Source organism: Acidovorax sp. FJL06 (genome assembly GCF_003852545.1).
Lineage (GTDB): Bacteria > Pseudomonadota > Gammaproteobacteria > Burkholderiales > Burkholderiaceae_C > Acidovorax.
On record NZ_QAJR01000029.1, the window covers coordinates 36158 to 59196 of the forward strand.

A 23039-nucleotide genomic window follows, 5' to 3' on the forward strand; every position below is an offset into this window, starting at 1 on the left:
AGGGGGCGCTGCCTACTGCCTTTCCAGCAGTTCAATGTCTTTGGGATGGCGGATGGTGTGTTCGGCGCTGAACTGTGCCGTGGCACCCGCCGCCACCGGCTGTTGCCAGGCGACGGTGCCGGGGCTGCGGTTCCAGGCCAGGTCGGCGGGGTGGGGCTGGTAGCGCGATTCGACCTCGATCTTCTCGTGGCGCGACACCGGCGCTGCATGCAGCACCTGCAGCGTGATGGCGGTGGCGTGGCGGTTTTCCACGCTGTAGGTGCGGCGCGTCTTGCGCTCGGTGCGGGAGCCGGTAAAGCCTGCGCTGCCCGTCAGGTCCTGCGCGGGTTCGGCCCGCACGGTGACCCGTTCATCGCGGCCAAACGACAGGCTGGTGCTGCCCGCCGGGGCGCCTGCACTGGGCGCGCCAAAGTCGATGCGGCCGTTGCCCACAAAGGCGCCGTCGCGGTACAGGCCCGCTGTGCCTGCAGGCCACACGCCGGGTGGCGGGGCGATGTGGGCCACCAGGTAGGCGGCCTCTTCCATGGCCGGCGCTGTGCGCGTGATCAGCGTGGCGGGGGCCCTGTGGCTGCCCAGTGCCAGTGTCACGCGCTGGCCGCTCGATGGCACGGTGATGCGCTGGGGCACGGCGAACTCGGAGGCAAAGCCCTTGTCGAGGGTGCTCACGTCGAACGTGGGCATGGCCTCCTCGGCGGTATGGCGGGACCGGGACAGCGGTGCCATGGCTGGCGCTGGTGCGGGCGCCATGGCCATGGCGGCGGCCTGTGTGCCCGCTCCTTGCGGCGGTGGCGCCACATTCAGCCACCAGGGGCGCGGCAGCGGCCCCTGCGTGGCGTGGCCCGGCTGGCCGGTGGACAGCGTGAGCTGCACGCCGCTCCAGTCCTCGCCGCTGTTCTGTGCCACCAGCGCCTGGCGCTCGAGCAGCACCGTGGCCTGGGTCGCATCCAGCGTGGCGCGGTAGCTGGGTTGCCAGCCCGGGCCGCGCACCTGGTAGGACAGGCGCAGTTCGGCCTCGCGCTCGGTGGCCAGGTGGATGGTGACGGACACCACCCGCGCGCGCTGGCTGGCCACGCGGTCGCGCTCGGCCACCAGGGGTTTGAGGGCCAGCTCCAGGGCCTCCTGCTTGCGCTGCAGCTGATGGGTGCGGGTGAAGGCGTCCTGCCCGGACTTGCGCAGCACCTCGGCCGTGGCCGTGATCTGCGCGGGCGTGGGGCTGGCGGGGCGGGCCTGGGGCGCATCGTCCCCGGGGGTGGCGCGGGCCACGCTGCGCAGGTAGCCATCCACCAGCTGCAGGGCCGAGGCCTCGGCCTTCACGCCCGCGATCTGGTCCTCCAGCTCGCGGATGCGGCCGTCAAGCGGGCTGGCACAGGCGCTCACCACATCGCGGTCTTCGGTGAGCACGTTGAACTCGCCCACGCGCACAGCGGGGTCCGCGCTGATCTGCAGGCTTTGCGCATCCAGCGATGCGGGCAGGCAACCGAGCGTGAGGCTGCGCGCGCCCGCAGCCACCTTGGCCACGCGCTCCACCGTGGCGCTGCCGGGGTAGACGGTGACGCGGGCGATGCGGGAGGTTTCCTGGGCGGCCGTGGACAAGGGGGCCAGGATGGCCAGGCTTGCCAAGCCCAGCGCCCGCAGGGCAGGGGGCGTGCGCAAAAGGGGGAGGACTGGTGTGGGGCTCGCGGGGCGCATGGGGCTCCTTGGGCGCGGTGGACAACGGGACTGGGATGCTAGCAGCCGCGTGGCCTGCCTTGCCCCCGGGGGGTGTCTTGAACAGGCTCTTTACAGCGCCCCTGGCACCTCTGCCGCCAGAAAGTCATACACCGCGCGAATCTTGCGGCTGGTGCGGATCTCGCGGTGCACGGTGAGCCAGATGGGCAGCTCGGGCAGGGGCAGCATGGGCAGCACGGGCACCACGCCGGGGTCGGTGCGGGCCATGTAGTGGCCCACAAAACCAATGCCCAGGCCCGCGCGCACCGCCGCCCAGTACGCCATGAGGTCGTCGGTGCGAAACGCAAAGTGCTGGCGTTCCACGGGGTAGCCCATGGCAGCAAAGCCTTGCACGATGTCCTCGTGCCGGTCGTTGCCCACCAGCTCGTGCAGCAGCAGGTCGGGCGGCTGCTGGGGCGTGCCCTTGCGGCGCAGGTAGTCGCGGTGGGCGCAGGCGCACAGCGTCACCACGCCGATGCGTTTGGCCACCAGGCTGGCCTGGCTGGGGCGCACCATGCGCAGGGCGATGTCGGCCTCGCGGCGCAGCAGGTTGGTGACCTCGTTGCTGGCCACCAGCTCCACTTGCACCTCGGGCAGCACCTCGCGCATGCGCGCCAGCACCGGCGGCAGCAGCATGCAGGCCACGGGCTGGCTGGCGGTGATGCGCACCGTGCCGCTCACGCCCGCCTCGGCGCCCGACACGCTGCGCGCCAGCTGGTGGGCGCCGGCCTCCATCGCGCGGGCCGACTCGGCCAGCCGCAGCGCGGTGGCCGTGGGCAGCAGGCCGCGCCCCGTGCGCTCGAACAGCACCACGCCCAGCTGCGATTCCAGCTCGGCAATGTGGCGGCCGATGGTGGGCTGGCTGGCCTTCAGCACCCGCGCTGCGCCCAGCAGGCTGCCCTGGTCGAGCGCGGCCAGGAAGGACTGCACCAGGCTCCAGTCAAAGGGGTGGTTCATGGGGGCGGTGTGCCTGCGGCAAGGCGCAGACCAGGGGTGAAGAGGTATTCAAATTTGCATTGCTGATATGAATGGTTAGGCAATTGTGTAACGGTGCCTGCGTTTTCACAATCACTCCATCCCTTTTGCATGGAGCCCTGACATGACCCCGCATTCCTTTCTCCCCACCGGTACCGACAAGCCCTCCACCGTGCTGATCCTGGGTGCCCGGGGCCGGCTGGGCCTGGCGGCCGCACGGGCCTTTGCCCAGGCCGGCTGGCAGGTGCTGGCCCAGGTGCGGCCGGGCGCGCGGGCCGCTGCATTGCCGGCAATACAGGGTGTGTGGTGGATGCCCGTGGCGGTGGACGACACCGCTGCGCTGGCCGCCCAGGCGCAGGGCGCGCAGGTGGTGGTGCATGCGCTCAACCCGCCCTACACCCACAGGGCCTGGCGCGAGCAGGCCCCCGCGCTGATGGAGGCCGCCATTGCCGTGGCCCGCGCGCTGCACGCCACGCTGATGCTGCCCGGCAACGTCTACAACTTTGGCGAACACATGCCCGCCGTGCTGCGCGAAGACACGCCCCAGGCCGCCACGGGCTTCAAGGGCCGCCTGCGGGTGCAGCTGGAGCAGCGCCTGCAGGCGGCCACGCAGGACGGCGGCCTGCGCGCCGTGGTGCTGCGCGCCGGCGACTTTTTCGGCAGCGGCACCGGCGGCTGGCTCGACCAGGCCATCGCCAAGGACCTGCCCCAGGGCCGCGTCACCTGGCCCGGCCCGCTGGATGTGGCCACGCCCTGGGCCTACCTGCCCGATCTGGCGCGCACCTTCGTGCGTGTGGCGCAGGAGCGGGAGCGCCTGGCCGCGTTCGAGTGCCTGCATGTCGCCGGGCACCAGGTCACCGCGCAGCAATGGCTGCACAGCTTCACCGCCATCGCGGCGGAGCAGGGCTGGCTGCCGGACGCGGGGGCGCTGCGGGTGGGCGCGCTGCCCTGGCCGCTGCTGCGGCTGGCGGGCCTGGTGGCCCCGACGTTTGCCGCGCTGGCGGCCATGCGCTACCTGTGGACCACACCCCACCGGCTGGACAACGCCCGCCTGTGCGCCCTCATCGGCGACGAGCCCCGCACCCCCTTCGACCAGGCCGTGCGCCAGGCCCTGGCCGACCTGGGGATGCTGGCGGTGCACGCACCCCGCGCCGCCCTGGCCTGAACCCTGGCTCCACTCCCCCCGCAAGGACCTTCACCATGCACCGACGCAACTTCATCCGATTGGCCGGTGGCGGCACCATCGCCGCCGCCACCGCTGGCACGCTGGCCGCGTGCGGCGCCGTAGGCTCCCACTACCCCGCCGAAGCCGTGGAGGCCTGGAAAGGCCCCGTGGGCGAGACCGACCCGCGCCGCCGTGCCGTGGCCTACGCCATCACGGCGCCCAACCCGCACAACCTGCAGCCCTGGCTGGCGGACCTGCGTGAGGAGGGCGTCATCACCCTGCGCACCGACCGCGAGCGGGTGCTGCCCCACACCGACCCGTGGGGGCGCCAAATCCTGATCGGCCATGGCGCCTTCCTGGAGCTGCTGGTGATGGCGCTCGCGCAGCAGGGCATGGGCTGCGAGGTGCAGCTCTGGCCCCAAGGTGCGTTGCCCCTGGCGCTGCGGGAATGGGACGACCGCCCCGTGGCGCGCATCAGGCTCCAACCCGGCGGCCAGCCCGACCCGCTGTTCGCCCAGGTGCTGTTGCGCCGCACGCCCAAGTCCGATTTCGACACCACCCGCCCCGTGGCCCCCGAGCTGCTGGCGCGCCTGCTGGCCAGCGCCCCAGCCTCCGGGCAGACCCCGTTGCGCGTGGGCGGCACCGTGGCCGCCGACCAGTTGCCCGCGCTGCGCACGCTGTGCTGGGAGTCGGCCCAGGTCGAACTGCTCACGCCGCGCACCATGATGGAAAGCATCCACCTCACCCGCGTGGGCCCGTCCGAGATCCTGCGGCACCGCGACGGCATTTCGATCAACACGCCTTTTGTGCGCGCCGTGGCGGCCCTGGGCCTGTTCGACCGCAGCGCGCCACCCGCCGAAGGCAGCGCGGCCTACAAAAGCGCCATGGGCCGCTTTGAAGGCCACAGCCGCACGGCCATGGGCTTTGTGTGGATCACCGGCGCGAACACGCGCAGCGACCAGGTCCAGGCCGGGCGCGCCTACGTGCGCCTGCAGCTGCAGGCCACGGCGCTGGGCGTGGGCATGCACCCCATGAGCCAGGCCCTGCAGGAGTTTGCCGAGATGGCCCCGCACTGCGAGCGTGCGCACCAGCTGGTGCTGGGCCAGCCCGCGCCCCGCACGTCCCACGACGCCACGGTGCAGATGCTGTGCCGTATGGGCTATCCGCCGGACATGGCGCCCGCCACGCCCCGCCGGCCCCTGGCGCGCTTTGTACGAACCTGAGTCCGAGGAAGGCCGCCCCCCGCCCAGAGGGCTGATGCAGGTCAACCCCCGGCCACAAGCCGCCGCGCTTTGCCGTTGCTTCACACACCGTTCAGGTGGCGTTCATCGTGGCTTTCTATATTTGCCGCATTGCAATAAATGGTTGGGGCTGGTGATGTGGAAGAAGGTTTTGGGGGGCTCCCTGGCGCTGGCAGGGGCGGCGTGGCTGCTGGCACTGTGGGTGCCCCAGCCCGCGGCGCCCGCATGGGGCAACCTCTGGTGGTGGCGCAACCAGCTGATCCTGCTCACGGGTGTTGCGGCCTGGGCGCTGATGTCGCTCATCATGCTGCTGGCCGTGCGGCCGCAGTGGCTGGAGCGGCCACTGGGCGGGCTGGACAAGGGCTACCGCCTGCACAAGTGGGCGGGCATTGGCGCGATTGTGCTGGGGCTGGTGCACTACGGGCTGCAGCTGTCGCGCAGCCTGCTGGCCGCGTGGGTGGGCCGCCCGGTGCGCACGCCCCGGGCGGACTGGTGGCTCAATACCTTCCGCCATCTGGCCGAAGAGATGGGGGAGTGGGCCGTGTGGTTCCTCGCGGCCATGCTGGTCATCACGCTGTGGCAGCGCTTTCCGTACCACCTGTGGCGCTACCTGCACAAGCTGTTGGCCGGGGTGTACCTGGTGCTGGCCTTCCATGCCGTGGTGCTCACGCCGCCCGCCTGGTGGGCGCAGCCTGCGGGCGCGCTGGTGGGGCTGTGCACGCTGGTGGGGGTGTTGTGCGCCGTGCGCTCGCTGGCCGGGGCCATCGGGCGCAGCCGCCGCCATGCGGCCCGCGTGCTGAGCGTGGTGCCGCAAGGGGCGGGTGTGCTGGAGGTGGCGTGCCAAGTCCGCCCTGCCAGCGCCTGGCGGCACACGGCGGGGCAGTTTGCGTTTGTCACCTTTGGCCGTGCCGAGGGCGCGCATCCCTTCACCTTGCTCAATGCCGACCAGGGCGACGGCACGCTGCGGTTTGCGATCAAGGCGCTGGGCGACCACACCGGCCAGTTGCCCCTGCAAGTCCAGCTGGGGCAGCCGGTGAGCATTGAGGGCCCCTATGGCCGCTTCGACTTCCGCCACGACAGCGCACCCGAACAGGTGTGGGTGGCCGCCGGCATTGGCGCCACGCCGTTCATGGCCTGGCTCGAATCCCTGCAGGCCACGCCCGCCTTGGCTCCCCGGGTGCACCTGCATTACTGCGTGCGCCATGCCGGTGAAGCGGTGTTTGCCGAGCGCATGGCCGCGCTGTGCGCCGGCCTGCCCAGCGTGACGCTGGAGATGCACTACAGCGACGACGCTGGGCCGGTGACGCCGGCAGCGCTGCTCGCAGGCACCAGCGAGGCGGCGAGCGTGTGGTTTTGCGGGCCGCAGGGCTTTGCCGAGGCGGTGCGCCAGGGCATGCAGCGCCTGGGGCGCTCGCCTGCACGCTTTCATCAAGAGCTGTTCCAGATGCGCTGAGGCGGATGCCTGGCGCCAGCGCCTTATGCCGTGCTGGTGCGGTCCGTGGGCACCAGGTACTCCCGCACCAGCGCCCGCGCGCGGTGCAGGCGGCTTTTGGTGGCCTCGCGCGTCACGCCCAGCCGCTGCGCCATTTCTTCGATGGTCAACTCCTCGAAGTCGCGCAGCAGCAGGGCCTCGCGGTACAGGGGCGGCAGCGAGTCGATGGCCAGGGCCAGGTCATGGCGCAGTTCGTGGTCGGGGCGGTGCGACCAGGCGAGGTTGTCTTCCACCTGTGCCAGCGGCTCGCCCTTGAGCCAGGCCAGCATGGGCTGCATACACAGCCGCTGCACGATGCGCACCACCCAGCCGCCAAACGCCGCCACCTCGCGCAGCGCGCCCACGCGGCGGTAGACGATGATGAGCGCCTCCTGCACCACGTCGTCGGTGGCCGTGGTGGCGGCGCAGTGGCGCAGCGCATAGCGGCGGATGTCGGGGCGGGTCAGGCGCAGCAGCTGCTCCATGGCCTGGGCGTCGCCGCTGCGCGCGGCGGGCAGCAACTGGGCCACGGTGAGGGGTGGAGTGGTTGCGGTCATGTGGGTTCGTTTATTCCACAGGCTTGCGGCCCACCATGGCGCAGGCGGGGCAGTAGCCAAACGCGCCGCTCAGGATGCTGCCAACGCCCGAGGCGGCCAGCGCCAGGCCCAGGGGCGAAGCGGCCAGCCACCACAGGCCGGCGGCGATGAGGGCGACCCCGCCAACAACGCGCAGCAGGCTTTCGGGGCGGGTGATGTTCTTGCGGTACAGCATGGTGAATAGCTCCTTGGTGGGGGGAAGGAGGTGCCAGCACAGGGCGCCTCCCCTACCAAGAGCGACGGGTTGCGCAAAAGGATTCATGGTTCGCGAAAAAAGTCGCAGCCCGTCACTGCTGCCTGTTACCGGAAATGGTCGAACGAGGCATAGCGGTGCTCCACCGCCTGCCCCTGCGCATCCACCAGCTGCAGGCCGGGCTCGGCCAGCACCGTGCCAATGCGGGTGACGGACGTGCCACTGGCCTGCGACACGGCGGCCACCGCGTCACGCCGCGCGGGTGGGGCGGTGAAGGCCAGCTCGTAGTCGTCGCCCCCTGCCAGGGTGCATTGGCGAATCAGTTCCGCATCGAATAGGGCTGTTGCGCTGGATGGATAAGCGCTCTCAGCTATCAAATTGGAAGTGATGTGGGTGTCGATGCGCGCGCCCACGCCCGAGGCCTTGAGGATGTGCGACAGGTCGCCCAGCAGGCCGTCGGAGAGGTCCATGGCGCTGCTGGCCACGCCGCGCAGCGCCTGGCCCAGGGCCACGCGGGGGGTGGGGCGCTCCAGCCGCTGGCGCACGCGGGCCAGCGTGTCGGCGGGCAATGGGGTGTGGCCCAGCAGGGCTTCCAGCGCCAGCCGAGCATCGCCCAGCGTGCCGCTCACGTAGATGTCGTCGCCGGGCTGGGCGCCACTGCGCAGCAGGGCCTGGCCAGGGGGCACCTCGCCCAACACGGTGATGCAAATGTTGAGCGGGCCCTGCGTGGTGTCGCCCCCCACCAGCTCGCAGCCGTGCGCGTCGGCCAGCGCCAGCAGCCCGCGCGCGAAGCCTGCAAGCCAGGCCTCATCCACCCGGGGCAATGACAAGGCCAGGGTGAACGCGAGCGGGCGCGCACCGCAGGCCGCCAGGTCCGACAGGTTCACGGCCAGCGCCTTGTGGCCCAGGGCTTCGGGGTCCACATCGGCGAAGAAGTGGCGGCCCTCCACCAGCATGTCGCTGGAGACGGCCAGCTGCATGCCGGGTGCGGGCGCCAGCAGCGCGCAGTCGTCGCCCACGCCCAGGGCGGCCTTGCGCACGGGGCGGGTGAAGTAGCGGGCGATCAGGTCGAACTCACCCATGGCGGTGCCTTGTGGGGACGGGGTGTGTGCGGTGTGCCGAAGGGCAGCAAAAATCAGAAAACATGTGGAGCAGCAAAATGAAGCGGGCGGGGCGCTAGCGCGGGTCAAACCACTGCGCCCAGTGGTCGATGCAGGCCTGGATCTTGGGCAGCCGGTGCCTGCGGGTGAGGGTGATGGCGTGGATGGGGCTGGGCTGCAGGTCCACGAACGGGGCCAGCACGGGCGCGAGCAGGCCCTGGCGCACCAGGGGGTCGGCCACCACGGTGGCCAGGCGTGCAATGCCCAGGCCCTGCAGCGCCATGCGCGCGGTGATGGCGGTGCTGCCCGAGCGCCAGTGGCCGTCGGCCACCAGCACATGCGGCGCACCGTCGATCAGGAAGGGCCAGTGGTTCAGAAACGCCACCGCGCTGTTGGTGATGAGCCGGTGCTGGCGCAGATCGTCGGGGCGCTGGGGCACGCCATGCGCTTGCAGGTAGCCCGGCGTGGCATACAGGGCGCGGGCCAGCGTGCCCAGCGGGCGCGCCACCACGGTGTCGGTCAGCGGCGGGCCGGTGCGGATGGCGATGTCGATGCCACCCTGCACCATGTCGGCCATGCGGTCGTCCACCAGCAGTTCCACGCGCAGTTGCGGGTGCTTGTGTTGCAGGCTCTCGAAGCTGGGGATCAGCAGGTGCTCGGCCACCACCGAGCTGGAGGCCACGCGCACCCAGCCGCTGGGCTGGCCGCTTTGCTGGGCGAACTCGCCTTCCAGCTCGTCCAGCGTGCCGGTGATGCGGCGGCAGTAGTCCAGAAAGGTCTGCCCCTCGGCCGTGAGCGTGAGCCCGTGCGTGCTGCGGTGGAGCAGCCGCGCACCGCAGGATTGTTCGATGCGCGCCAGCGTGCGCGAGACCTGGCTCACGGGCGCATTGCGCTCGCGCGCCACGGCCGACAGCGAACCCAGGTCGGCCACGCGGGCGAACAGGTGCATGTCTTCAAAGCGGATGTCGCGCATCGGGCAATGGTAACGGCGGGGCCCGGGAGCCTCTGCACGAGGCGCCCTTGCAATCGGCGCAAAACGCTGTTGCGCTGCGGGCGGTTTCCGGGCGGCGGGGCGCTGCCTACAGTCGCTTCACCCTTTGTCCAACCCTCGAAAGGAGCCGCCATGCACCCCCACATGCCCCCCGATGACTACCAGCGCCTGCGCGAGCTGGCCAAGCTGCAAGCACTGGAACTGCGCCAGCAGGCGATCCGCGAAGCCCCCGCCTGGCTGGCGTGCGCGGTGGTGCGCGCCGTGCGCCGGATGGCCGGCCTGCTTCGTTTCGGCCGGCCCCAGGCCGTGCCATCCCGTTCATCCACCCTCCATCCCCCAACACCATGCCAACCCTCGTTCTGAAACTCGCCCCGCTGCAAAACCCCGAGCGCTACCGGCAACTCGCCGGCGCGCTCACCGACCTCACGGTTCAGCTACTCGGCAAACGCCGTGAGGTGACGGCGGTGGTCATCGACGACCTGCCCAGCGCACGCTGGCACATCGGTGGTGCACCGGTGGCGCAGCCCACGGCGCTGCTGGAGATCAGCATCACGCAGGGCACGAACACGCCGGAAGAGAAGGCCGCCTTCATCCACGCTGCGTTTGCCGAACTGCAGCGTCAGCTGGCCGGTGACGGCGCGCTGGCCCCGGCCAGCTACGTGGTGGTGCGGGAGCTGCCCGCCAGCGACTGGGGCTACGGCGGGCGCACGCAGCAGGCGCGCAAGCTGGCGCTGGCGGCGTGATGGTGTGCAACCGCTGGGTCAGGCGGGCGCGCCGCGAAAGCGCTGCGCTGCCTGGCGGCTGACCTCGGCCAGCAACTGCTCTTCGCTCTGGCGCTGGCGCAGCCAGCGTGCGTCGTTCTGGCCCGCTTCCACCTCGGTGCGCAGCATGTGCATGGCGCTCGAAGCGCCCTGCACGGCGGCGTGGCCCGCAATCTTGTCCATGGTGCGCAGAATGTGTTCGCGCAGCGGCATGTGATCGCCCGTGGCCGGGTCCACATACACCGCGTCCATGCCAAAGCGGCAGGCCTGGAAGCGGTTGTAGGTGTAGACGAGGTAGTCGTCCTCTTCGGGCATGAAGGGCTGGTCGGCCAGGAACCAGGCGCCCAGCGACTGCACATAGCCTGCGAGGGCTGCGGCGCGCTCGATGGTGAGCGGCGTGTCGAACACGCGGATCTCGATGGTGCCGAACTCGGGCTTGGGGCGGATGTCCCAGTAGAAATCCTTCATGCTCTTCACCACCCCGGTGCGCGTCATCTTGTCGAAGTAGGCCTCGAAATCCGTCCAGGTGAGCGCCATGGGCGCGCGGCCTGACAGCGGGAACGCGAACACCGAGTTCAGCCGTGCCGAGTCGAACGCCGTGTCCTGCCCCTGCACGTAGGGGCTGGAGGCCGACAGCGCGATGAAGTGGGGGATGTAGCGCGACATGCGGTGCAGCATCAAGAGCGCGGCGTCCGCGTCGGGGCAGCCAATGTGCACATGCTGGCCGAAGATGGTGAACTGCTTGGACAGGTAGCCATACAGCTCCGACAGCTCGCGAAAGCGCGGCTTGTCGTAGATGCGGCGCTCATGCCACTGCTGGAAGGGGTGTGTGCCGCCCCCCACCACGGCGATGTTGAGCTTGTCCGCGCTTTTCACCAGCGCATCGCGGATCGGTGTGAGCTGGCCCAGTACCTCGCTGGCCGAATGGCAGATGCCGGTGGAGATCTCGATCATGCTGTTCGTCATCTCGGGCACCACGCTGCCGGGCAGCGGGGTTTTTTTCATGAGGCGCAGCATGTCCTCGGCGTAGGGCGCGAGGTCGTAGTCGTTGGTGTTGACGAGCTGCAGCTCCAGCTCCACGCCCAGCGTCAGCGGTTCGGAATGGTTGAAGGCTTCAAGACTCACGGTGGTTGTCTCCATGGTTGGCACGGGTCAGCGGCGCCCAGGGTTTGGAGCTTTCGCCCGCACGGTAGATGGCCACGGTGGCGATGACGGCGCCAAACACCTCCATCAGCAAAATCGCGGGCAGCGCCACCCCGGCAATCACATGGCCGGTGGAGGGCGAGGCCAGCACGAACTGCGAGGCGATCAAGAGCGCGATGGAGGACATGGGCGTCATCGCACAGCCCACCCACAGCGCCTGCTTCCAGCTCGCGCCGCTGCCCACATTGCCCAGCGCCACGCCCAGGGCCTTGGCCAGCAGGCGCACGGCAATCAGCGCCAGCACCACACCGGCCACGGGGGCGCTCCAGTCGGCCTGTGCGGCCACCGTGGAGACCAGCACGAACATCAGCATGGTGAGCAGCGAGGACGCATTGCCCAGCTGGCGTGGCCAGGCCCAGGGGCGCGGGTTGAGCTGCTTAAGCAGCATGCCCGCCAGCAGTGCGGCCAGCGGCGCCGAGCCGCCCATGTGCGCTGCCACGGCCGTGCCGGCGGCCACCAGGGCCAGGAACAGCATGGCGGTGTTCTCGCTCGTGGGGCTCATCAAGCGCAGCGCCATGCGCAGCACCAGGGCCAGCACAGCCGCCACCACGATCGACACGCCCAGCACCACCACCACGGGCGAGACGGTTTCAAGCACCGTGAGGCTCGGGCGGTTGATGAGCTCGGCCTTGGCACTGCCCAGCGTGAGCGCATACAGCGTGGACAAGGTGGTGAGCACAATGGCGCGCTCCGTCACCGGCCCGGCGGCGCGGGTGTCGGCCACCACGCGGGTGAGCACGGCGGGCGATGCGGCCAGCGCCACCAGTGCCAGCGGGCCGGCCACCTGCGTGGGCAGCTGCAGCCACACCAGCACCCAGTACACGGCAAAGTAGGTCAGCACCGATTCGGCAATGCTCTGCACCAGCACCATGGGGTTGTGGCGGAACCAGCGCAGCGGGATGCGGCCGCCACATTCAAACAGCACGATGGCCACGCCCAGCTCCAGCAGGAACAGGCCAATGCCCTGCAGCGGCCACACGGCGCCGCTGAAGCCCGCCAGGCCCGCCACGGTGCCCACCAGCGAATAGCCGACCACCTTGGGCAGGCCGGTGTGGCGCTGGGTGAGATAGCCGGCCATGGCGGCCACGGCCAGCAGCAGCGACCATTGCACCGTGGGCAGCCCGGCCGAGGGGCGCAGCCACTGCGCCCAAAAGCTCAGGATTTCATTCATGTCTTGGGACCTCTGCGTCAGGCGGGCAACGGATGCCCGGTGGTGTGAAGGGGCTGGCGCACAAGCCCTCCGCCAATGGGAGGGGGTGCGCTGGGGGCGGTCCCTTGAATTTACAGGCGGAAACACATCGCCCGTGTAGGACAGGGGCGGTGGTTGCCGTGGCTGGCCTGGCCGCTAGGAAGCGCTGGTGGGTGTGGTGCGCGCGGGCATGAAAAAGCTCAGCGGTGCTGTGCGCACGCGTGCGCGCAGGGCCGCATAGATGCGCGAGCGGTCCACGCCGCTCACGTTCTGAGCGCGCAGCGCCAGGCGGAAGGCGAGGTAGAAGCTCACCGACACATTCAGGGCCCCCAGGAACGGCAGCGAGGCCACGGCCCACCAGAAGGCGGGCATGTGCAGCACCTGCAGGCCCAGCACCGCACTGGCTGCACCCACCTGGCCGGTGGACAGCGTGACGTGGCGCACGTCCAGCCCCAGGCCGAAGAATGCGGCAAAGGCCGGCACCAGGCCCAGCATGAAGCCGAGCGAAATGTTGGCCGCAAAGCCCGAGAGGTTCTCGCGCAGGAAGCGGGCCCAGCGCGCCGCGCGCCCGGCCCCCAGCAGCCGCGTGATGCGCGGGTTGTAGTGCATGGCCGAGTCCAGGCGGTTGAGAACGAACCAGTTTTCCGTCCAGCCCGCGATGATGCTCGACGCAAACAGCAGCACCCCGGTGAAGGCTGCAAACAACAGCGAAGGGCCGAGCAGGTGCAGAGACTCGAACACATGCTCGGCCTGTTTCTCGCTGATGGCCGGGGCGCCGGTGGCCAGCGCAATCGCCGTGGCCAGCGCCAGCACGGCCGGGAACACCACCAGCACATTGCCCAGCACGGCCGCCACCTGCGAGCGCACCAGGTGCGTGATCTCGTCCACGAACGATGCAATGGCATCGCCCGTGCCCAGCTCCTTGAGCTTGGCCGCCATGGCGGGCGCCGTCATGGCGGGCTGCTTGGTGGCCACGGTGAAGTGCAGCAGCTGGATCAGCACAAAACTCACGGCGTAGTTGATGCCCGCCGCGAACCCGCTCCAGAACGCCGACAGTGCCAGCGCATACAGGCCGAACTTGGCCATCGTGGTGAAGGCCATCAGGGCGCCGCCGCCCGCCGCCTTTTGGAGCATGGCGCGGTATTCGCTGCCGGTGCGCGTGATGTAGTGCTCGCCGGTTTCGGCGCTGCGCTCGGCCACCTTGGCGGCCAGCAGCGAAGAGTTGGCCGCCAGCAAGGCGCGCAGGCTGCGCCGCTCCTGCCCCACCATCACCAGGCGCGCCATGAGGCGCGCGGCGGTGACCGCCGGCTTGGGGGACAGCAGGCAGTCGAGCAGCTCGCGCACGCGCAGGATGCGCTCGCGCAGCTGCCGCAGGCGAAACACCAGGCCCACCGAAATGCCGTTGTCTTCGAAGTGCGCATACACGGTGGCGGCGGCCGCGCGGCAGGCCTCCAGCCGCTCGCGCAGGCGCTGGGCGGACTCGTGGAGCCGGTCCGGCGTGCGCAGCGCGTGCAGCACCTCCACGTGCAGGCTTTCCACGTCGCGGATGAGCGCATGGAAGGGCTGGCCTGCGCGCGCGGCTTCGCTCATGCGCAGCCGCAGCTCGGGGGCAAAGCCGGTCGAGAGGATCTGGCCCGCGCAGTAGGTGATGGCATCGAGCAAGGCCCGGTGCCAGCGCGTGGCACCGCCCGGGCTTTCGTCGCCACCGGCGGGCGCCAGCAACTCCACCAGCCGGTTGAGCTGAGCCTCGTCGAGCGCGGCCAGCCACTGGGCATCAAAGGCGCTGGGTAGCGCCAGCATGAACAGCTCGGACGCGTCGATGGTCTCAGGGCTGCCGGGCAGCAGCTTGGTGCGCAGCCGTTCGGCCACCTCGCTGACCAGTGCGGTGCGGGGGGCAAAACCGAAGTCGGCCAGCAGGGTGGTGATGTCCACCTGGTCCACCAGCGTGGACCACCAGGCCTGCAGCCGCTGCTGGGTGTCGGGGCGGGCAGCCACCGTGTCCAGAAACAGCTGCACCCGCTCCAGCGAGGCAGGCACCGAGTCGCGCGGGCCACGCACCCAGTCCAGCAGGTGGATGAGCCACAGGTGGCGGTGGGCCAGGTCGGCCGATGGGTCCAGGGCCGTGAGCAGGCTGGCCAGGTCGGTCGCGGGGGAAATCGCTTTCAATGCAGCACCCGCCCGCTCAGGGGGCTGCCCGAGGGGCCGTGGCCCAGGGCCTCCAGCACAAACAGGGGCACAGGGGTGTCGAAGGGCGCGCCGTCTTCGGCCACGCAGTGGAAGGTGCCGTGCATGGTGCCGCTGGCGGTGCGCAACCGGCAGCCGCTGGTGTACTGGAACGACTCGCCCGGCTTGAGCAGGGGCTGCTGCCCCACCACGCCCAGGCCCTTGACCTCTTCGGTGTGGCCCCGGGCGTCGCTGATGATCCAGTGCCGGGAGATCAGCTGTGCGGGCGCCTCTCCGGCGTTGGTGATGGTGATGGTGTAGGCGAAGCTGAACACCCCGGAGTCCGGCGCGGACTGCTCGGGCAGGTATTCGGGCAGCACTTCCACGTCAAACTGGTGCTTTGGCATGGGCGAATGGTAACGCCGCAGTCCCCGTTCATGGGGGCTTGCGGCCCCCAAACCCCCACGCGCTCTGCGCTTTGCGACAATCGGGGGATGAGCCGCACCTTCCAAATCGCCCCCTCGATCCTCTCTGCCGACTTTGCCCGCCTGGGCGAAGAAGTGCGCAACGTCATTGCCGCTGGCGCCGACTGGATCCACTTCGACGTGATGGACAACCATTACGTGCCCAACCTCACTTTCGGCCCCATGGTGTGCCAGGCCTTGAAGCCCCATGCCAAAACGCCAGCAGGCGTGGCCGTGCCGATCGACGTGCACCTGATGATCCAGCCGGTGGACGCCCTGGCCGCTGCGTTTGCCGACGCGGGTGCGGACTACATCAGCTTCCACCCCGATGCCTCGGGCCATGTGCACCGCAGCATCCAGGCCATCCGCTCCAAGGGCGTCAAGCCCGGCCTGGTGTTCAACCCGGCCGAGCCGCTGGATGTGCTGGACTGGGTGATCGACGACATCGACCTCATCCTGATCATGAGCGTGAACCCCGGCTTTGGCGGCCAGAGCTTCATCGACTCGGCCCTGCGCAAGATCGAAGCCGTGCGCAAGCGCATCGACGCCTCGGGCAAGGACATCCGCCTGGAGGTGGACGGCGGCATCAAGGCCGACAACATCCGCCGCGTGGCCGATGCGGGCGCCGATACCTTCGTGGCGGGCAGCGCGATTTTTGGCAAGCCTGACTACAAGGGCGTGATCGACGCCATGCGCGTGCAGCTGGCTGCTTGATGGCGGATGGGGTGTCGCACCGTCCCCGGTGCGGGCTACCCCAACCGTTGAAAGGTGAGTACAAACGCCACGCCACCCTCGGTGTTGCGGGCGTTGATGGTGCCGCCCATCTTGGCCATGTAGGTCTTGGCCACAAACAGGCCCTGGCCCCGGTGTTCGCCTTCGCCCAGCGGGGTGGGGCTGTCCGGGTCTGATACGCCCAGCTCAAAAATCCGCTCCAGCAGGTCTTCGGCAATGGTCGAACCCTGGTTGTGCAGCGTGGCGCTGGCGGTGGATTCCGACGCGGTGAGCGTCAGCCTGATGGGGCTGCCAATGGGGCGGTAGCGGTCGGCATTGCGCAGGATGTGGGTCACCACGTCTTCGAGCGCAAACTCGTCGGCCCGCACGATGACCGGGCCTGCGTTGCTTGAACCTGGGGCATACACCACATCCAGGATGCCCGCAAAGTGGGCGTTGTCGGCCACGTTGCGCAGGAATGCATCCAGGTCCAGCCGCCCCTCGGGCACATTGGCGGCCTGCAGTGCCTCGGCGGGCGATGCTGTGCCATACAGCACATGGATGGCCTGCTGCATGCGCTGCACATAGCGGTGGCCGGGGTCTTGCGGGCCGTTCAGCGCCATCAGCGATTGCAGGGGCGACATGATCTCGTGCCCCACGGCGTGCCACATGTCGCGCTCTTGCTGGGCGCGCAGTTGCTCGCGCTGCAGGTCGTCCTTCACGCGCTGCAGCAGGTCGGCCAGGCCCCCGGCCAGAATGCCCAGCTCGTCCGAGCCGCGCAGGTCCGACACATCCAGGTCGCCCAGCCGGGGCCCGGTGTGGCCGGGCTGCACGTTGTACGACACGGCGGCGGCGCGGCGGGTGAGGGCGGTCACGCGGCGGATCAGGCCCACCTCGACCACCAGCCAGGCCAGCGCAATGGCGGCCAGCATGGCACCCAGGTACCACGACAGGCGCGTGGCCACAGCGGCCAGGCCTTGCTCCACGCCGCGCAGGTGGCCGGTGAAGTTGACCACGTAGTTGCCGGTGGGGGTGTCCAGAATGTCCAGGGCCGTGGGGGCGGCGGGCGTGGCTGCTGCCGGGCCCACGCCTGCGGCCTCCAGCGGCAGCCAGCGGATCAGGCGCAGCAGCCAGGGCGCGGACGGCTCGGCCTGTACCTCAATGCCCTTGAGGGTGATGGCGCTGGCCTCGTCGCTGCCCAGCTTGCGGATCTGTACGCGCTCGCCCGGCAGCAGGCTGCGCGAGAGGTCGTTCAGCGAGGCGGCCAGCTGCGCGCCGGGCGCGTCGCTGTCAAACAGGGGCTTGGCGTCTTCGCCCGGCGCCAGCATCTCCACCCGCACACGCATCTGCCCCAAGTCTTCCGGCGGCCAGACCAGGCGCTCGTCCTTGCGAAACAGGGCTTCGCGGAACAGCTCGACCGGCAGGCGGATGGAGTAGTGCGTGCGGCGCAGGCAGTCGGGGGTGATGGCGGCCCCGCCAGAAGGCTGTTGGGCCGATGGGTGCGGCAGGTCGCGGCACTGGCCGTTTTGCCACAGCCAGCCGCGGAAGTCGCGCACCGGCCGCGCGCGGGCGTCGAGCTGCGGCGTGCCGTTGTCCACAAACCCCGTCAGGCGCCCGCGCACAGCCGCGCCGCCCTGTGGGGGCATGGCCTCATACGGCGCAATCCAGCGGTAGGTGGTGCCCCGCATGTCCAGGCTGATGCGCGCACGGTGCGCTTCAGCGGCCACCAGCGCGCCGCGCTCGCGGGGCGTCAGCTCGCCGGCATAAAAACTGCCCACCAGGTAGATGAAGCCGCCCGCATAGGGGTTGTTGCCAATCGCGGCGCACACCGAGGCGCCATCGGGGTACTGCACGGAGCAGCCCGCCATCTCCACAGCCTGCTGTGATTTTTGCGGATCGTCAAAGTCGATGGCGGCATAGGGCAGCAGCAGCGGCGCCAGCGGCGTCACGCCCTGGCCGAGGTGGCTGGCGTTGAGCAGCGCCAACTGGCCCGAGGGGTGGCGCAGCCGTGCCATGACCTCGGCCTGGCTGCGCACAAAGCCATGCTGGTAGGCCTGCCAGGCGCGTTCTTTTTCGTCCTTGAGCACCACCACGCTCAGTGCCACCGTGGCCAGGGCCAGCAGTACGAACACGCCGCGCACCAGGATGCGCAGGCGGAACGCGGGCAGGCCCAGGCGGGGCATCTCCAGACGGGAGATTTCGAGCGCTGGGCGCAGCAGGCGCTTCATTTGCCGGCCCAGCGGAAGCCTCGCATGGGCACGTTTTCTATTCCCTCAAAGCCAGGATCGACTTCACGCAGGGCCTCGCGAATGGTGCTCACATGCTTGCGCACGTTGTCGCGGTTGCGCCCGCTTTTCACCACCTCGAACAGTTCGTCGTAAGACACCACCTCGCCACTGCGCTGGTGCAGCGTGGCCAGGATGCGCTGGGCCGTGAGCGGCAGGTTGATGCGCTCGCCGCGCCAGGTGGGGGTGCGCTGCCACAGCGGGTCCAGCACCAGCGCATCGCCCACCGGGGCGGGGGCTGCGCTGGCCGGGGCCTGTGCCTGTGTGGTACGCAGGATGTCGAGAAAGGTCTCGATGAAGTCTGCCTCTTCGAACGTGGTTTTCTGCAGGTAGTCCCACGCGTCCAGTGCCTTCATGATGCTGCGGTAGATGGCCGCCGGCATGGCCGACACCACCAGCACCGGCGTGCCCTGGCGCAGCTTGTTGATGGCGTTGATGAGGGCCACGCCCGCATGGCGCTCGCGGCCCAGTTCGATGTCGAGCACCACGGCGTCGTAGTGCTCGCGGGCCAGCGCGGCCTCGGCCTCGTCGCGGGTGAACCACTGGTCGATGACGATGCCGCTCTTCGCACTGCGTATCCACCCGGCCAACTGGTTGCTGGTGGGCAGGTCGTCTTCGATCACGGCAATGCGGGTCATGGGCTGGCGGGGCAGTGGAGGGGTGGGCGGATTATCCCGGCGGCCCGTTCCGGGCGGTGTGAGTTTTTCTTCCGGGGCCGGAAGGTTCGTGCGGGCGGTGTGAGCGCATTGGGGGCCGCGCTGCATTGTTGCTTCCGGGGGGGATCCGAACAATCGGTCCTCAATGAGCCAGCCACGGCGGCGGCTCAGAACCGACAACAACACCGAACCAACCCGAGAGAGAAACACCATGAAAGCCACCTGGAACCGCATCGTGCAGACCCTGAAGGGCCGCCGCTCTACCCCGTTGTCCGAAGCCGGCACGGACCCCGTGCTGGACGCTGAATCGCAAAGCCCTGTGGCAGCCGATGCATGCGGTGCCGATGCCCCTCGCCTGAACTGGGCCTACCTGCTGCCCACCGCCCGCACCGTGCGCTGGCTGACCGCTGGCGCTGTGGTGGCCGCCGCAGGCCTGATGGTCTACCGCAACCCCCCGGTGCAACACCTGGCGCAAGGTGACCTGGGTGTGCGCCTGAACCAGTTCACCGGTGCCGTGAGCCTGTGGCGCGATGGCAGCGTGTGGGTGGTGCCCGGCTTGCACACGGTGCGCGTGTTCTCGCTGCGCGACCAGAGCTATCGCCCCGAAGCTATGCGCCAGGCCACGGGCAGCGCGCCGCTGCAGTCGGTGGAAGGCCTGTCGCTGGGGCTGGACCTGAGCGTGCGCTATGCCCTGGACCCCAACTCGCCCGCCGTCAAGGCCGGCAACCTGCCCGACAACGTGGGCGTTGACATCGTCGAGCCCGCCGTGCAGGGCCTGGTCTACAAGGTGTTTGCCCGCTACACGGTGCGCGAAATTTTCTCGTCCAAGCGTGCCGAAATTGCACAGATCATCGAAACCGAACTGCGCGCCCGCCTGGCTGCCGATGGCGTGACGCTGCGCAGCCTGCAGATCGGCAAGGTGGATCTGCCCGCCGAGTACCGCCGGGGCATGGACAGCCTGCTGGCCGAAGAGCTGGCGTCCGAAAAAATGCGTTACACGCTGGAACTGAAGGACAAGCGCGTGAAGGAAACCGAGCTGGACGCCAGTGCCGACAAGGTGCGTCGCGAGGTCGCCGCCGAAGCTGCCGCCCGCGAGCAGGTCATCGCCGCCAAGGCCCAGGAAGAGGCCATGAAGCATGTGCTGCCCTTCAAGCAGCGCCAGATCGAGCAGCGCCAGCTGGAGGCCGAAGCCGAACGCGTGGCCCGCGTCAAGGCCGCCGAAGGCAGCGCCCAGGCCCGCCGCATCGAAGCCAACGGCGAGGCCGACGCCCGCCAGAAGCTGGCCGAAGCCGAGGCCTACCGCATGGACCGCGTGGGCAAGGTCAATGCCGAGCAAATGGCCCGCGAAGGCGCACTGGTGACCAAGCACCCGCTGCTTATCCAGAAGACGCTGGCCGACAAGCTCTCGGACAAGATCCAGGTCATCATCGCGCCCCCGCCCACCAATGGCGACTTCATCGGTGCCGCGCTGCTGGGCGGCAACCGCAACGCCCAGGCCGGGGCCGCGCAGGCTGCTGCCGTGGCTGAGGACGCAACCGCCACCCCAGCAGCGGAGCAATAAGCATGAACGCCACCCTCGCAACTTTGCTCGCGGCCGTGGCCAGCGCCGCAGTGACCGTGGCGGCCGAGGCCGCCCCCCAGCCATCGCCCAGCGCCCAGGGCAGCGCCATCGTGGTGCAAGACCAGGCCAGCCTGCGCGCCGCACCGCGCGACAGTGCCCAGCAGCAGGCCAGCCTGTGGCAGGGCGAAGTGCTCGAAGTGCGCGGCGAGCGCCTCGACTATTTGCAGGTGTGGGACCACAAGCGCGAGCGCGGTGGCTTCATCCGCGCCAGCGATGTGCGCCGCGTGGCCCTGACCGAGGCCGAAGGCCCCGCGCTGCTGGCCGTGCTGCGCTTTGTGCAGGACACCCCGGGTGCCGAAGCGCTGGGCATTGGCCTCACCGCCGCCTACCTGCAAGCCGCGCCCGCCAAGGCCCTGGCGGGTGTGGAGGGGGCACAGGCTTTCGATGCACTGGGCACCTTTGCCGACCGGCTGGCACGCCGTGCCTCGGTGGCCGTGCCGGGCAAGGCCTCGGGCGCCACGCTGTCGGCCCACCTGGATGTGGCCAATGGCTACGGCGTGCGCTTTGCCACCTACGAGGTCGAAGGCCGCATGCAGGTCTGTTACGAGGGCGAGGCCTTTCGCCGCCTGTTGGCCCTGCCCGTGGCCGATGCCGAGCAGCGCGCCCGCGCCGTCCTGGCGCTGACCCGCCCCGAATGCATCAACCCCGACCTGCCCGCACACGAGCGTGCCAAGCTCACCACCTTGCAGGCCGAGGTGCTGGAGCGCGTGGACGTGGCGGGCCTGCCCGGCTACCTGCGCAACCGCGTGCAAATGCGCCGCGCCAGCGTGTGGGGCGCTGCGGCCTTCCAGCAAGCCCGCAAAAATGTGGCCGACCCGGCGGTGGCCGCCGCCGCCGCACGCGCCCTGGCGGAATTCACCGGCGTGAGCAAGGCCGACCTGCCCGACGAAGACCAGAGCGCCTACAACGACGCCGCCATGCGGGTGAGTGCCGTGCGCTGGGCCCTGGTGCCTGCTGCGGTGCCTGTCGCCGTGACCACCGGCACCCGCCCCACATTGCTGACCGAGCCCGGCGCCCCCGGCGAAACCTGCGTGTTGTTGGTGGACGCGCAGCACAGCGCCAAGGCCCCGCTGCTGCGCCGCTGCACCTACGGCGTGGTGTGGACTGCATCGGCCAGCACCAACCGCGAGGGCACAGCCTTGGCCCTGGCGGTGCAGCCCATGGAAGGCTGGCGCGAGCTGTGGGTGCTGCGTAAAACGGACGGAGACTGGTTGGCCGATGTGTTGCCGCCCGCCGCCGCTACGCCCGAGACCGGCGTGGCCGAATGGGCGGGCTGGGTGCCCGGCGGCCAGCAGATGCTGGTGGCGCGCGAGGCCCGGGGCCAGGGCCGCTACCGCAAGAGCTTTGAGGTGGTGCGGCTGGAGGGTCTGACCACCGAGCGTGTGACGGGCGATGTGGCTGCGCTGCCCCTGTTCCAGCGCTGGCAGGACCCGGCCTGGAAGCGGCAGACCCTGAGTTTGCGTTGAAGGATGGGGGGCGGCTTGGGTGGCGGCCCCGCCTCCTTAAACTTGGCGCTCTTTCTTTCTCTTTCCTACTTTTTTGAGCCCGCCCCATGTCCGACCACGCCACCGCCGCCCTGTCTTCCCTGCTGTCCCGCGCAGATGCCGTCATCGTGGACCTGGACGGCACCATGGTGGACACCATGGGCGACTTCAACGAGGCACTCAACCGCATGCTGGCCGAGCTGGCCCTGCCGGCCATCGGTGCCCAGCACATTGAGCACATGGTGGGCAAGGGCTCGGAACATCTGCTGCGGTCTGTGCTCCGGCATGTGCTGGCGCTGGATGGCAGCGCGCAGAGTGCTATGAAAATTGAAGAACTCTACCCGGCCGCCTGGGCCAGCTACCAGCGCCATTACCTGGCAATCAATGGCCAGTTTGCCGGGGTGTATGGCGGCGTGGAGGCCGGCCTGCAGGCGCTGCGCGCGCGTGGGCTGCGCCTGGCCTGCCTGACCAACAAACCCACGGATTTTGCGCAGCCGCTTCTGGAGTCAAAGGGGCTCGCCGGGTACTTTGAGCATGTGTTTGGCGGCGATGCGTTCGAGCGCAAGAAGCCCGACCCGCTGCCCCTCCTCAAGACCTGCGAGGCCTTGGGCACGGCCCCGGCGCGCACGCTGATGGTGGGTGATTCCAGCAACGATGCGCAGGCGGCGCGGGCTGCGGGGTGCCCGGTGGTGCTGGTCACCTATGGCTACAACCACGGTCAGCCGGTGCGGGCCGTGGACGCCGATGGGTTTGTGGATTCGCTGGCGCAGCTTGCCTGATCTGGTCTTCCCATCCGGATTCGCATTCGTTCCATTTGAACCGTTCGGGCTGAGCCTGCCTGCGCCTCGCGCAGCGCTTCGACAGGGGCTGCTATGAGCACGAGCGCACCAAGGGACTGTCCGGTACTGCTGCGCTCGATGTGCTGGCCCGCAAGATGGTGCGTGTGGCCTTTAGCCTGTTCAAGAGCCGCACGCGCTTTGAACTCTCTGTGCTGCAAAACCATGCTCAGAGTGCTTGACTTGAACCATAGAACCTCAGCGTGAACGGCTTTTTGAATGCATAC

21 protein-coding genes are annotated in these 23039 nt (G+C 69.6%); 9 read left to right on the top strand and 12 right to left on the bottom strand.

The window, feature by feature from the left end; all coding sequences use genetic code 11:
- Positions 1-12: 12 nt before the first annotated feature.
- Together DBV10_RS16115 and DBV10_RS16120 are read right to left on the bottom strand one after the other, a co-directional pair.
- Positions 13-1689 (bottom strand): DUF4139 domain-containing protein, encoded by a 1677-nt coding sequence (locus DBV10_RS16115; protein WP_124514629.1) that lies wholly within the window; start codon positions 1687-1689, stop codon positions 13-15.
- Between the two features lie 90 nt (positions 1690-1779).
- Entirely contained in the window at positions 1780-2664 is an 885-nt protein-coding gene (locus DBV10_RS16120; protein WP_124514630.1) for a LysR family transcriptional regulator, read from the bottom strand.
- 142 nt (positions 2665-2806) lie between these two features.
- Between DBV10_RS16120 and DBV10_RS16125 the strand changes: the two genes are divergently transcribed.
- From DBV10_RS16125 to DBV10_RS16135, 3 genes are all read left to right on the top strand, one after another.
- The gene (locus DBV10_RS16125) at positions 2807-3847 is read left to right on the top strand and encodes an NAD-dependent epimerase/dehydratase family protein (RefSeq protein ID WP_124514631.1); all 1041 of its coding nucleotides are present in this window, start codon (positions 2807-2809) and stop codon (positions 3845-3847) included.
- 35 nt (positions 3848-3882) lie between these two features.
- On the top strand, positions 3883-5070 hold the full coding sequence (locus DBV10_RS16130; RefSeq protein ID WP_124514632.1) for a twin-arginine translocation pathway signal protein: 1188 nt from the start codon (positions 3883-3885) through the stop codon (positions 5068-5070).
- 154 nt (positions 5071-5224) lie between these two features.
- Positions 5225-6541 carry a ferric reductase-like transmembrane domain-containing protein gene (locus DBV10_RS16135; RefSeq protein WP_233589951.1) on the top strand — a complete coding sequence of 439 codons (1317 nt, stop codon included), beginning with the start codon at positions 5225-5227 and terminating at the stop codon, positions 6539-6541.
- 23 nt (positions 6542-6564) lie between these two features.
- On the opposite strand, the gene DBV10_RS16140 is transcribed toward DBV10_RS16135, so the two are convergent.
- The 4 genes from DBV10_RS16140 to DBV10_RS16155 form a co-directional block, all read right to left on the bottom strand.
- Positions 6565-7116: an RNA polymerase sigma factor gene (locus DBV10_RS16140; RefSeq protein WP_124514634.1), complete on the bottom strand. Its 552-nt coding sequence runs from the start codon at positions 7114-7116 to the stop codon at positions 6565-6567.
- Positions 7117-7126: 10 nt separating this feature from the next.
- Positions 7127-7330 carry a DUF2892 domain-containing protein gene (locus tag DBV10_RS16145; RefSeq protein WP_010466405.1) on the bottom strand — a complete coding sequence of 68 codons (204 nt, stop codon included), beginning with the start codon at positions 7328-7330 and terminating at the stop codon, positions 7127-7129.
- Between the two features lie 125 nt (positions 7331-7455).
- Entirely contained in the window at positions 7456-8430 is a 975-nt protein-coding gene (thiL, locus tag DBV10_RS16150; RefSeq protein ID WP_124514635.1) for a thiamine-phosphate kinase, read from the bottom strand.
- 94 nt (positions 8431-8524) lie between these two features.
- The gene (locus tag DBV10_RS16155; RefSeq protein ID WP_124514636.1) at positions 8525-9421 is read right to left on the bottom strand and encodes a LysR family transcriptional regulator; all 897 of its coding nucleotides are present in this window, start codon (positions 9419-9421) and stop codon (positions 8525-8527) included.
- Positions 9422-9571: 150 nt separating this feature from the next.
- Here DBV10_RS16155 and DBV10_RS16160 point away from each other — a divergent pair, with 150 nt between their 5' ends.
- Together DBV10_RS16160 and DBV10_RS16165 are read left to right on the top strand one after the other, a co-directional pair.
- The gene (locus DBV10_RS16160) at positions 9572-9802 is read left to right on the top strand and encodes a hypothetical protein (RefSeq protein ID WP_124514637.1); all 231 of its coding nucleotides are present in this window, start codon (positions 9572-9574) and stop codon (positions 9800-9802) included.
- Positions 9784-10182 carry a tautomerase family protein gene (locus DBV10_RS16165; protein ID WP_124514638.1) on the top strand — a complete coding sequence of 133 codons (399 nt, stop codon included), beginning with the start codon at positions 9784-9786 and terminating at the stop codon, positions 10180-10182. Before DBV10_RS16160 ends, DBV10_RS16165 begins: the two co-directional genes overlap by 19 nt.
- An 18-nt stretch (positions 10183-10200) precedes the next feature.
- Here DBV10_RS16165 and DBV10_RS16170 read toward each other — a convergent pair whose 3' ends face one another.
- From DBV10_RS16170 to apaG, 4 genes are all read right to left on the bottom strand, one after another.
- Positions 10201-11325 (bottom strand): YbdK family carboxylate-amine ligase, encoded by a 1125-nt coding sequence (locus DBV10_RS16170; protein ID WP_063462448.1) that lies wholly within the window; start codon positions 11323-11325, stop codon positions 10201-10203.
- Positions 11315-12574 (bottom strand): cation:proton antiporter, encoded by a 1260-nt coding sequence (locus DBV10_RS16175; RefSeq protein ID WP_124514639.1) that lies wholly within the window; start codon positions 12572-12574, stop codon positions 11315-11317. The genes DBV10_RS16170 and DBV10_RS16175 overlap by 11 nt, the downstream gene beginning before the upstream one ends.
- A 174-nt stretch (positions 12575-12748) precedes the next feature.
- On the bottom strand, positions 12749-14749 hold the full coding sequence (locus DBV10_RS16180; protein ID WP_124514773.1) for a site-specific recombinase: 2001 nt from the start codon (positions 14747-14749) through the stop codon (positions 12749-12751).
- 5 nt (positions 14750-14754) lie between these two features.
- A complete protein-coding gene (gene apaG / locus DBV10_RS16185; protein WP_124514640.1) occupies positions 14755-15162 on the bottom strand; it encodes a Co2+/Mg2+ efflux protein ApaG in 408 nt (135 codons plus the stop codon).
- Between the two features lie 87 nt (positions 15163-15249).
- On the opposite strand from apaG, the gene rpe reads away from it, so the two are divergent.
- Positions 15250-15933 carry a ribulose-phosphate 3-epimerase gene (gene rpe, locus DBV10_RS16190; RefSeq protein WP_063462344.1) on the top strand — a complete coding sequence of 228 codons (684 nt, stop codon included), beginning with the start codon at positions 15250-15252 and terminating at the stop codon, positions 15931-15933.
- Between the two features lie 35 nt (positions 15934-15968).
- Here rpe and DBV10_RS16195 read toward each other — a convergent pair whose 3' ends face one another.
- Both DBV10_RS16195 and DBV10_RS16200 read right to left on the bottom strand, forming a co-directional pair.
- Positions 15969-18158, bottom strand: coding sequence for a HAMP domain-containing sensor histidine kinase (locus DBV10_RS16195; RefSeq protein ID WP_124514641.1), 2190 nt, complete (start codon positions 18156-18158; stop codon positions 15969-15971).
- On the bottom strand, positions 18155-18853 hold the full coding sequence (locus DBV10_RS16200) for a response regulator transcription factor (RefSeq protein ID WP_124514642.1): 699 nt from the start codon (positions 18851-18853) through the stop codon (positions 18155-18157). Before DBV10_RS16200 ends, DBV10_RS16195 begins: the two co-directional genes overlap by 4 nt.
- A gap of 229 nt (positions 18854-19082) precedes the next feature.
- Here DBV10_RS16200 and DBV10_RS16205 point away from each other — a divergent pair, with 229 nt between their 5' ends.
- The 3 genes from DBV10_RS16205 to gph all read left to right on the top strand — a co-directional run bounded on the left by DBV10_RS16205 (position 19083) and on the right by gph (position 22755).
- Entirely contained in the window at positions 19083-20432 is a 1350-nt protein-coding gene (locus DBV10_RS16205; RefSeq protein ID WP_124514643.1) for an SPFH domain-containing protein, read from the top strand.
- A gap of 2 nt (positions 20433-20434) precedes the next feature.
- Complete coding sequence (locus tag DBV10_RS16210) at positions 20435-21958, top strand: hypothetical protein (RefSeq protein WP_233589952.1); 1524 nt, start codon at positions 20435-20437, stop codon at positions 21956-21958.
- Positions 21959-22044: 86 nt separating this feature from the next.
- Positions 22045-22755: a phosphoglycolate phosphatase gene (gene gph / locus DBV10_RS16215; protein ID WP_124514644.1), complete on the top strand. Its 711-nt coding sequence runs from the start codon at positions 22045-22047 to the stop codon at positions 22753-22755.
- Positions 22756-23039: the final 284 nt, after the last annotated feature.

Bases quoted from the DNA above. Each gene is read 5' to 3' on its own strand.
- DBV10_RS16115 (WP_124514629.1), bottom strand. From the start codon at position 1,689: ATGCGCCCCGCGAGCCCCACACCAGTCCTCCCCCTTTTGCGCACGCCC.
- DBV10_RS16120 (WP_124514630.1), bottom strand. From the start codon at position 2,664: ATGAACCACCCCTTTGACTGGAGCCTGGTGCAGTCCTTCCTGGCCGCG.
- DBV10_RS16125 (WP_124514631.1), top strand. From the start codon at position 2,807: ATGACCCCGCATTCCTTTCTCCCCACCGGTACCGACAAGCCCTCCACC.
- DBV10_RS16130 (WP_124514632.1), top strand. From the start codon at position 3,883: ATGCACCGACGCAACTTCATCCGATTGGCCGGTGGCGGCACCATCGCC.
- DBV10_RS16135 (WP_233589951.1), top strand. From the start codon at position 5,225: ATGTGGAAGAAGGTTTTGGGGGGCTCCCTGGCGCTGGCAGGGGCGGCG.
- DBV10_RS16140 (WP_124514634.1), bottom strand. From the start codon at position 7,116: ATGACCGCAACCACTCCACCCCTCACCGTGGCCCAGTTGCTGCCCGCC.
- DBV10_RS16145 (WP_010466405.1), bottom strand. From the start codon at position 7,330: ATGCTGTACCGCAAGAACATCACCCGCCCCGAAAGCCTGCTGCGCGTT.
- thiL (WP_124514635.1), bottom strand. From the start codon at position 8,430: ATGGGTGAGTTCGACCTGATCGCCCGCTACTTCACCCGCCCCGTGCGC.
- DBV10_RS16155 (WP_124514636.1), bottom strand. From the start codon at position 9,421: ATGCGCGACATCCGCTTTGAAGACATGCACCTGTTCGCCCGCGTGGCC.
- DBV10_RS16160 (WP_124514637.1), top strand. From the start codon at position 9,572: ATGCACCCCCACATGCCCCCCGATGACTACCAGCGCCTGCGCGAGCTG.
- DBV10_RS16165 (WP_124514638.1), top strand. From the start codon at position 9,784: ATGCCAACCCTCGTTCTGAAACTCGCCCCGCTGCAAAACCCCGAGCGC.
- DBV10_RS16175 (WP_124514639.1), bottom strand. From the start codon at position 12,574: ATGAATGAAATCCTGAGCTTTTGGGCGCAGTGGCTGCGCCCCTCGGCC.
- apaG (WP_124514640.1), bottom strand. From the start codon at position 15,162: ATGCCAAAGCACCAGTTTGACGTGGAAGTGCTGCCCGAATACCTGCCC.
- rpe (WP_063462344.1), top strand. From the start codon at position 15,250: ATGAGCCGCACCTTCCAAATCGCCCCCTCGATCCTCTCTGCCGACTTT.
- DBV10_RS16195 (WP_124514641.1), bottom strand. From the start codon at position 18,158: ATGAAGCGCCTGCTGCGCCCAGCGCTCGAAATCTCCCGTCTGGAGATG.
- DBV10_RS16200 (WP_124514642.1), bottom strand. From the start codon at position 18,853: ATGACCCGCATTGCCGTGATCGAAGACGACCTGCCCACCAGCAACCAG.
- DBV10_RS16205 (WP_124514643.1), top strand. From the start codon at position 19,083: ATGAAAGCCACCTGGAACCGCATCGTGCAGACCCTGAAGGGCCGCCGC.
- DBV10_RS16210 (WP_233589952.1), top strand. From the start codon at position 20,435: ATGAACGCCACCCTCGCAACTTTGCTCGCGGCCGTGGCCAGCGCCGCA.
- gph (WP_124514644.1), top strand. From the start codon at position 22,045: ATGTCCGACCACGCCACCGCCGCCCTGTCTTCCCTGCTGTCCCGCGCA.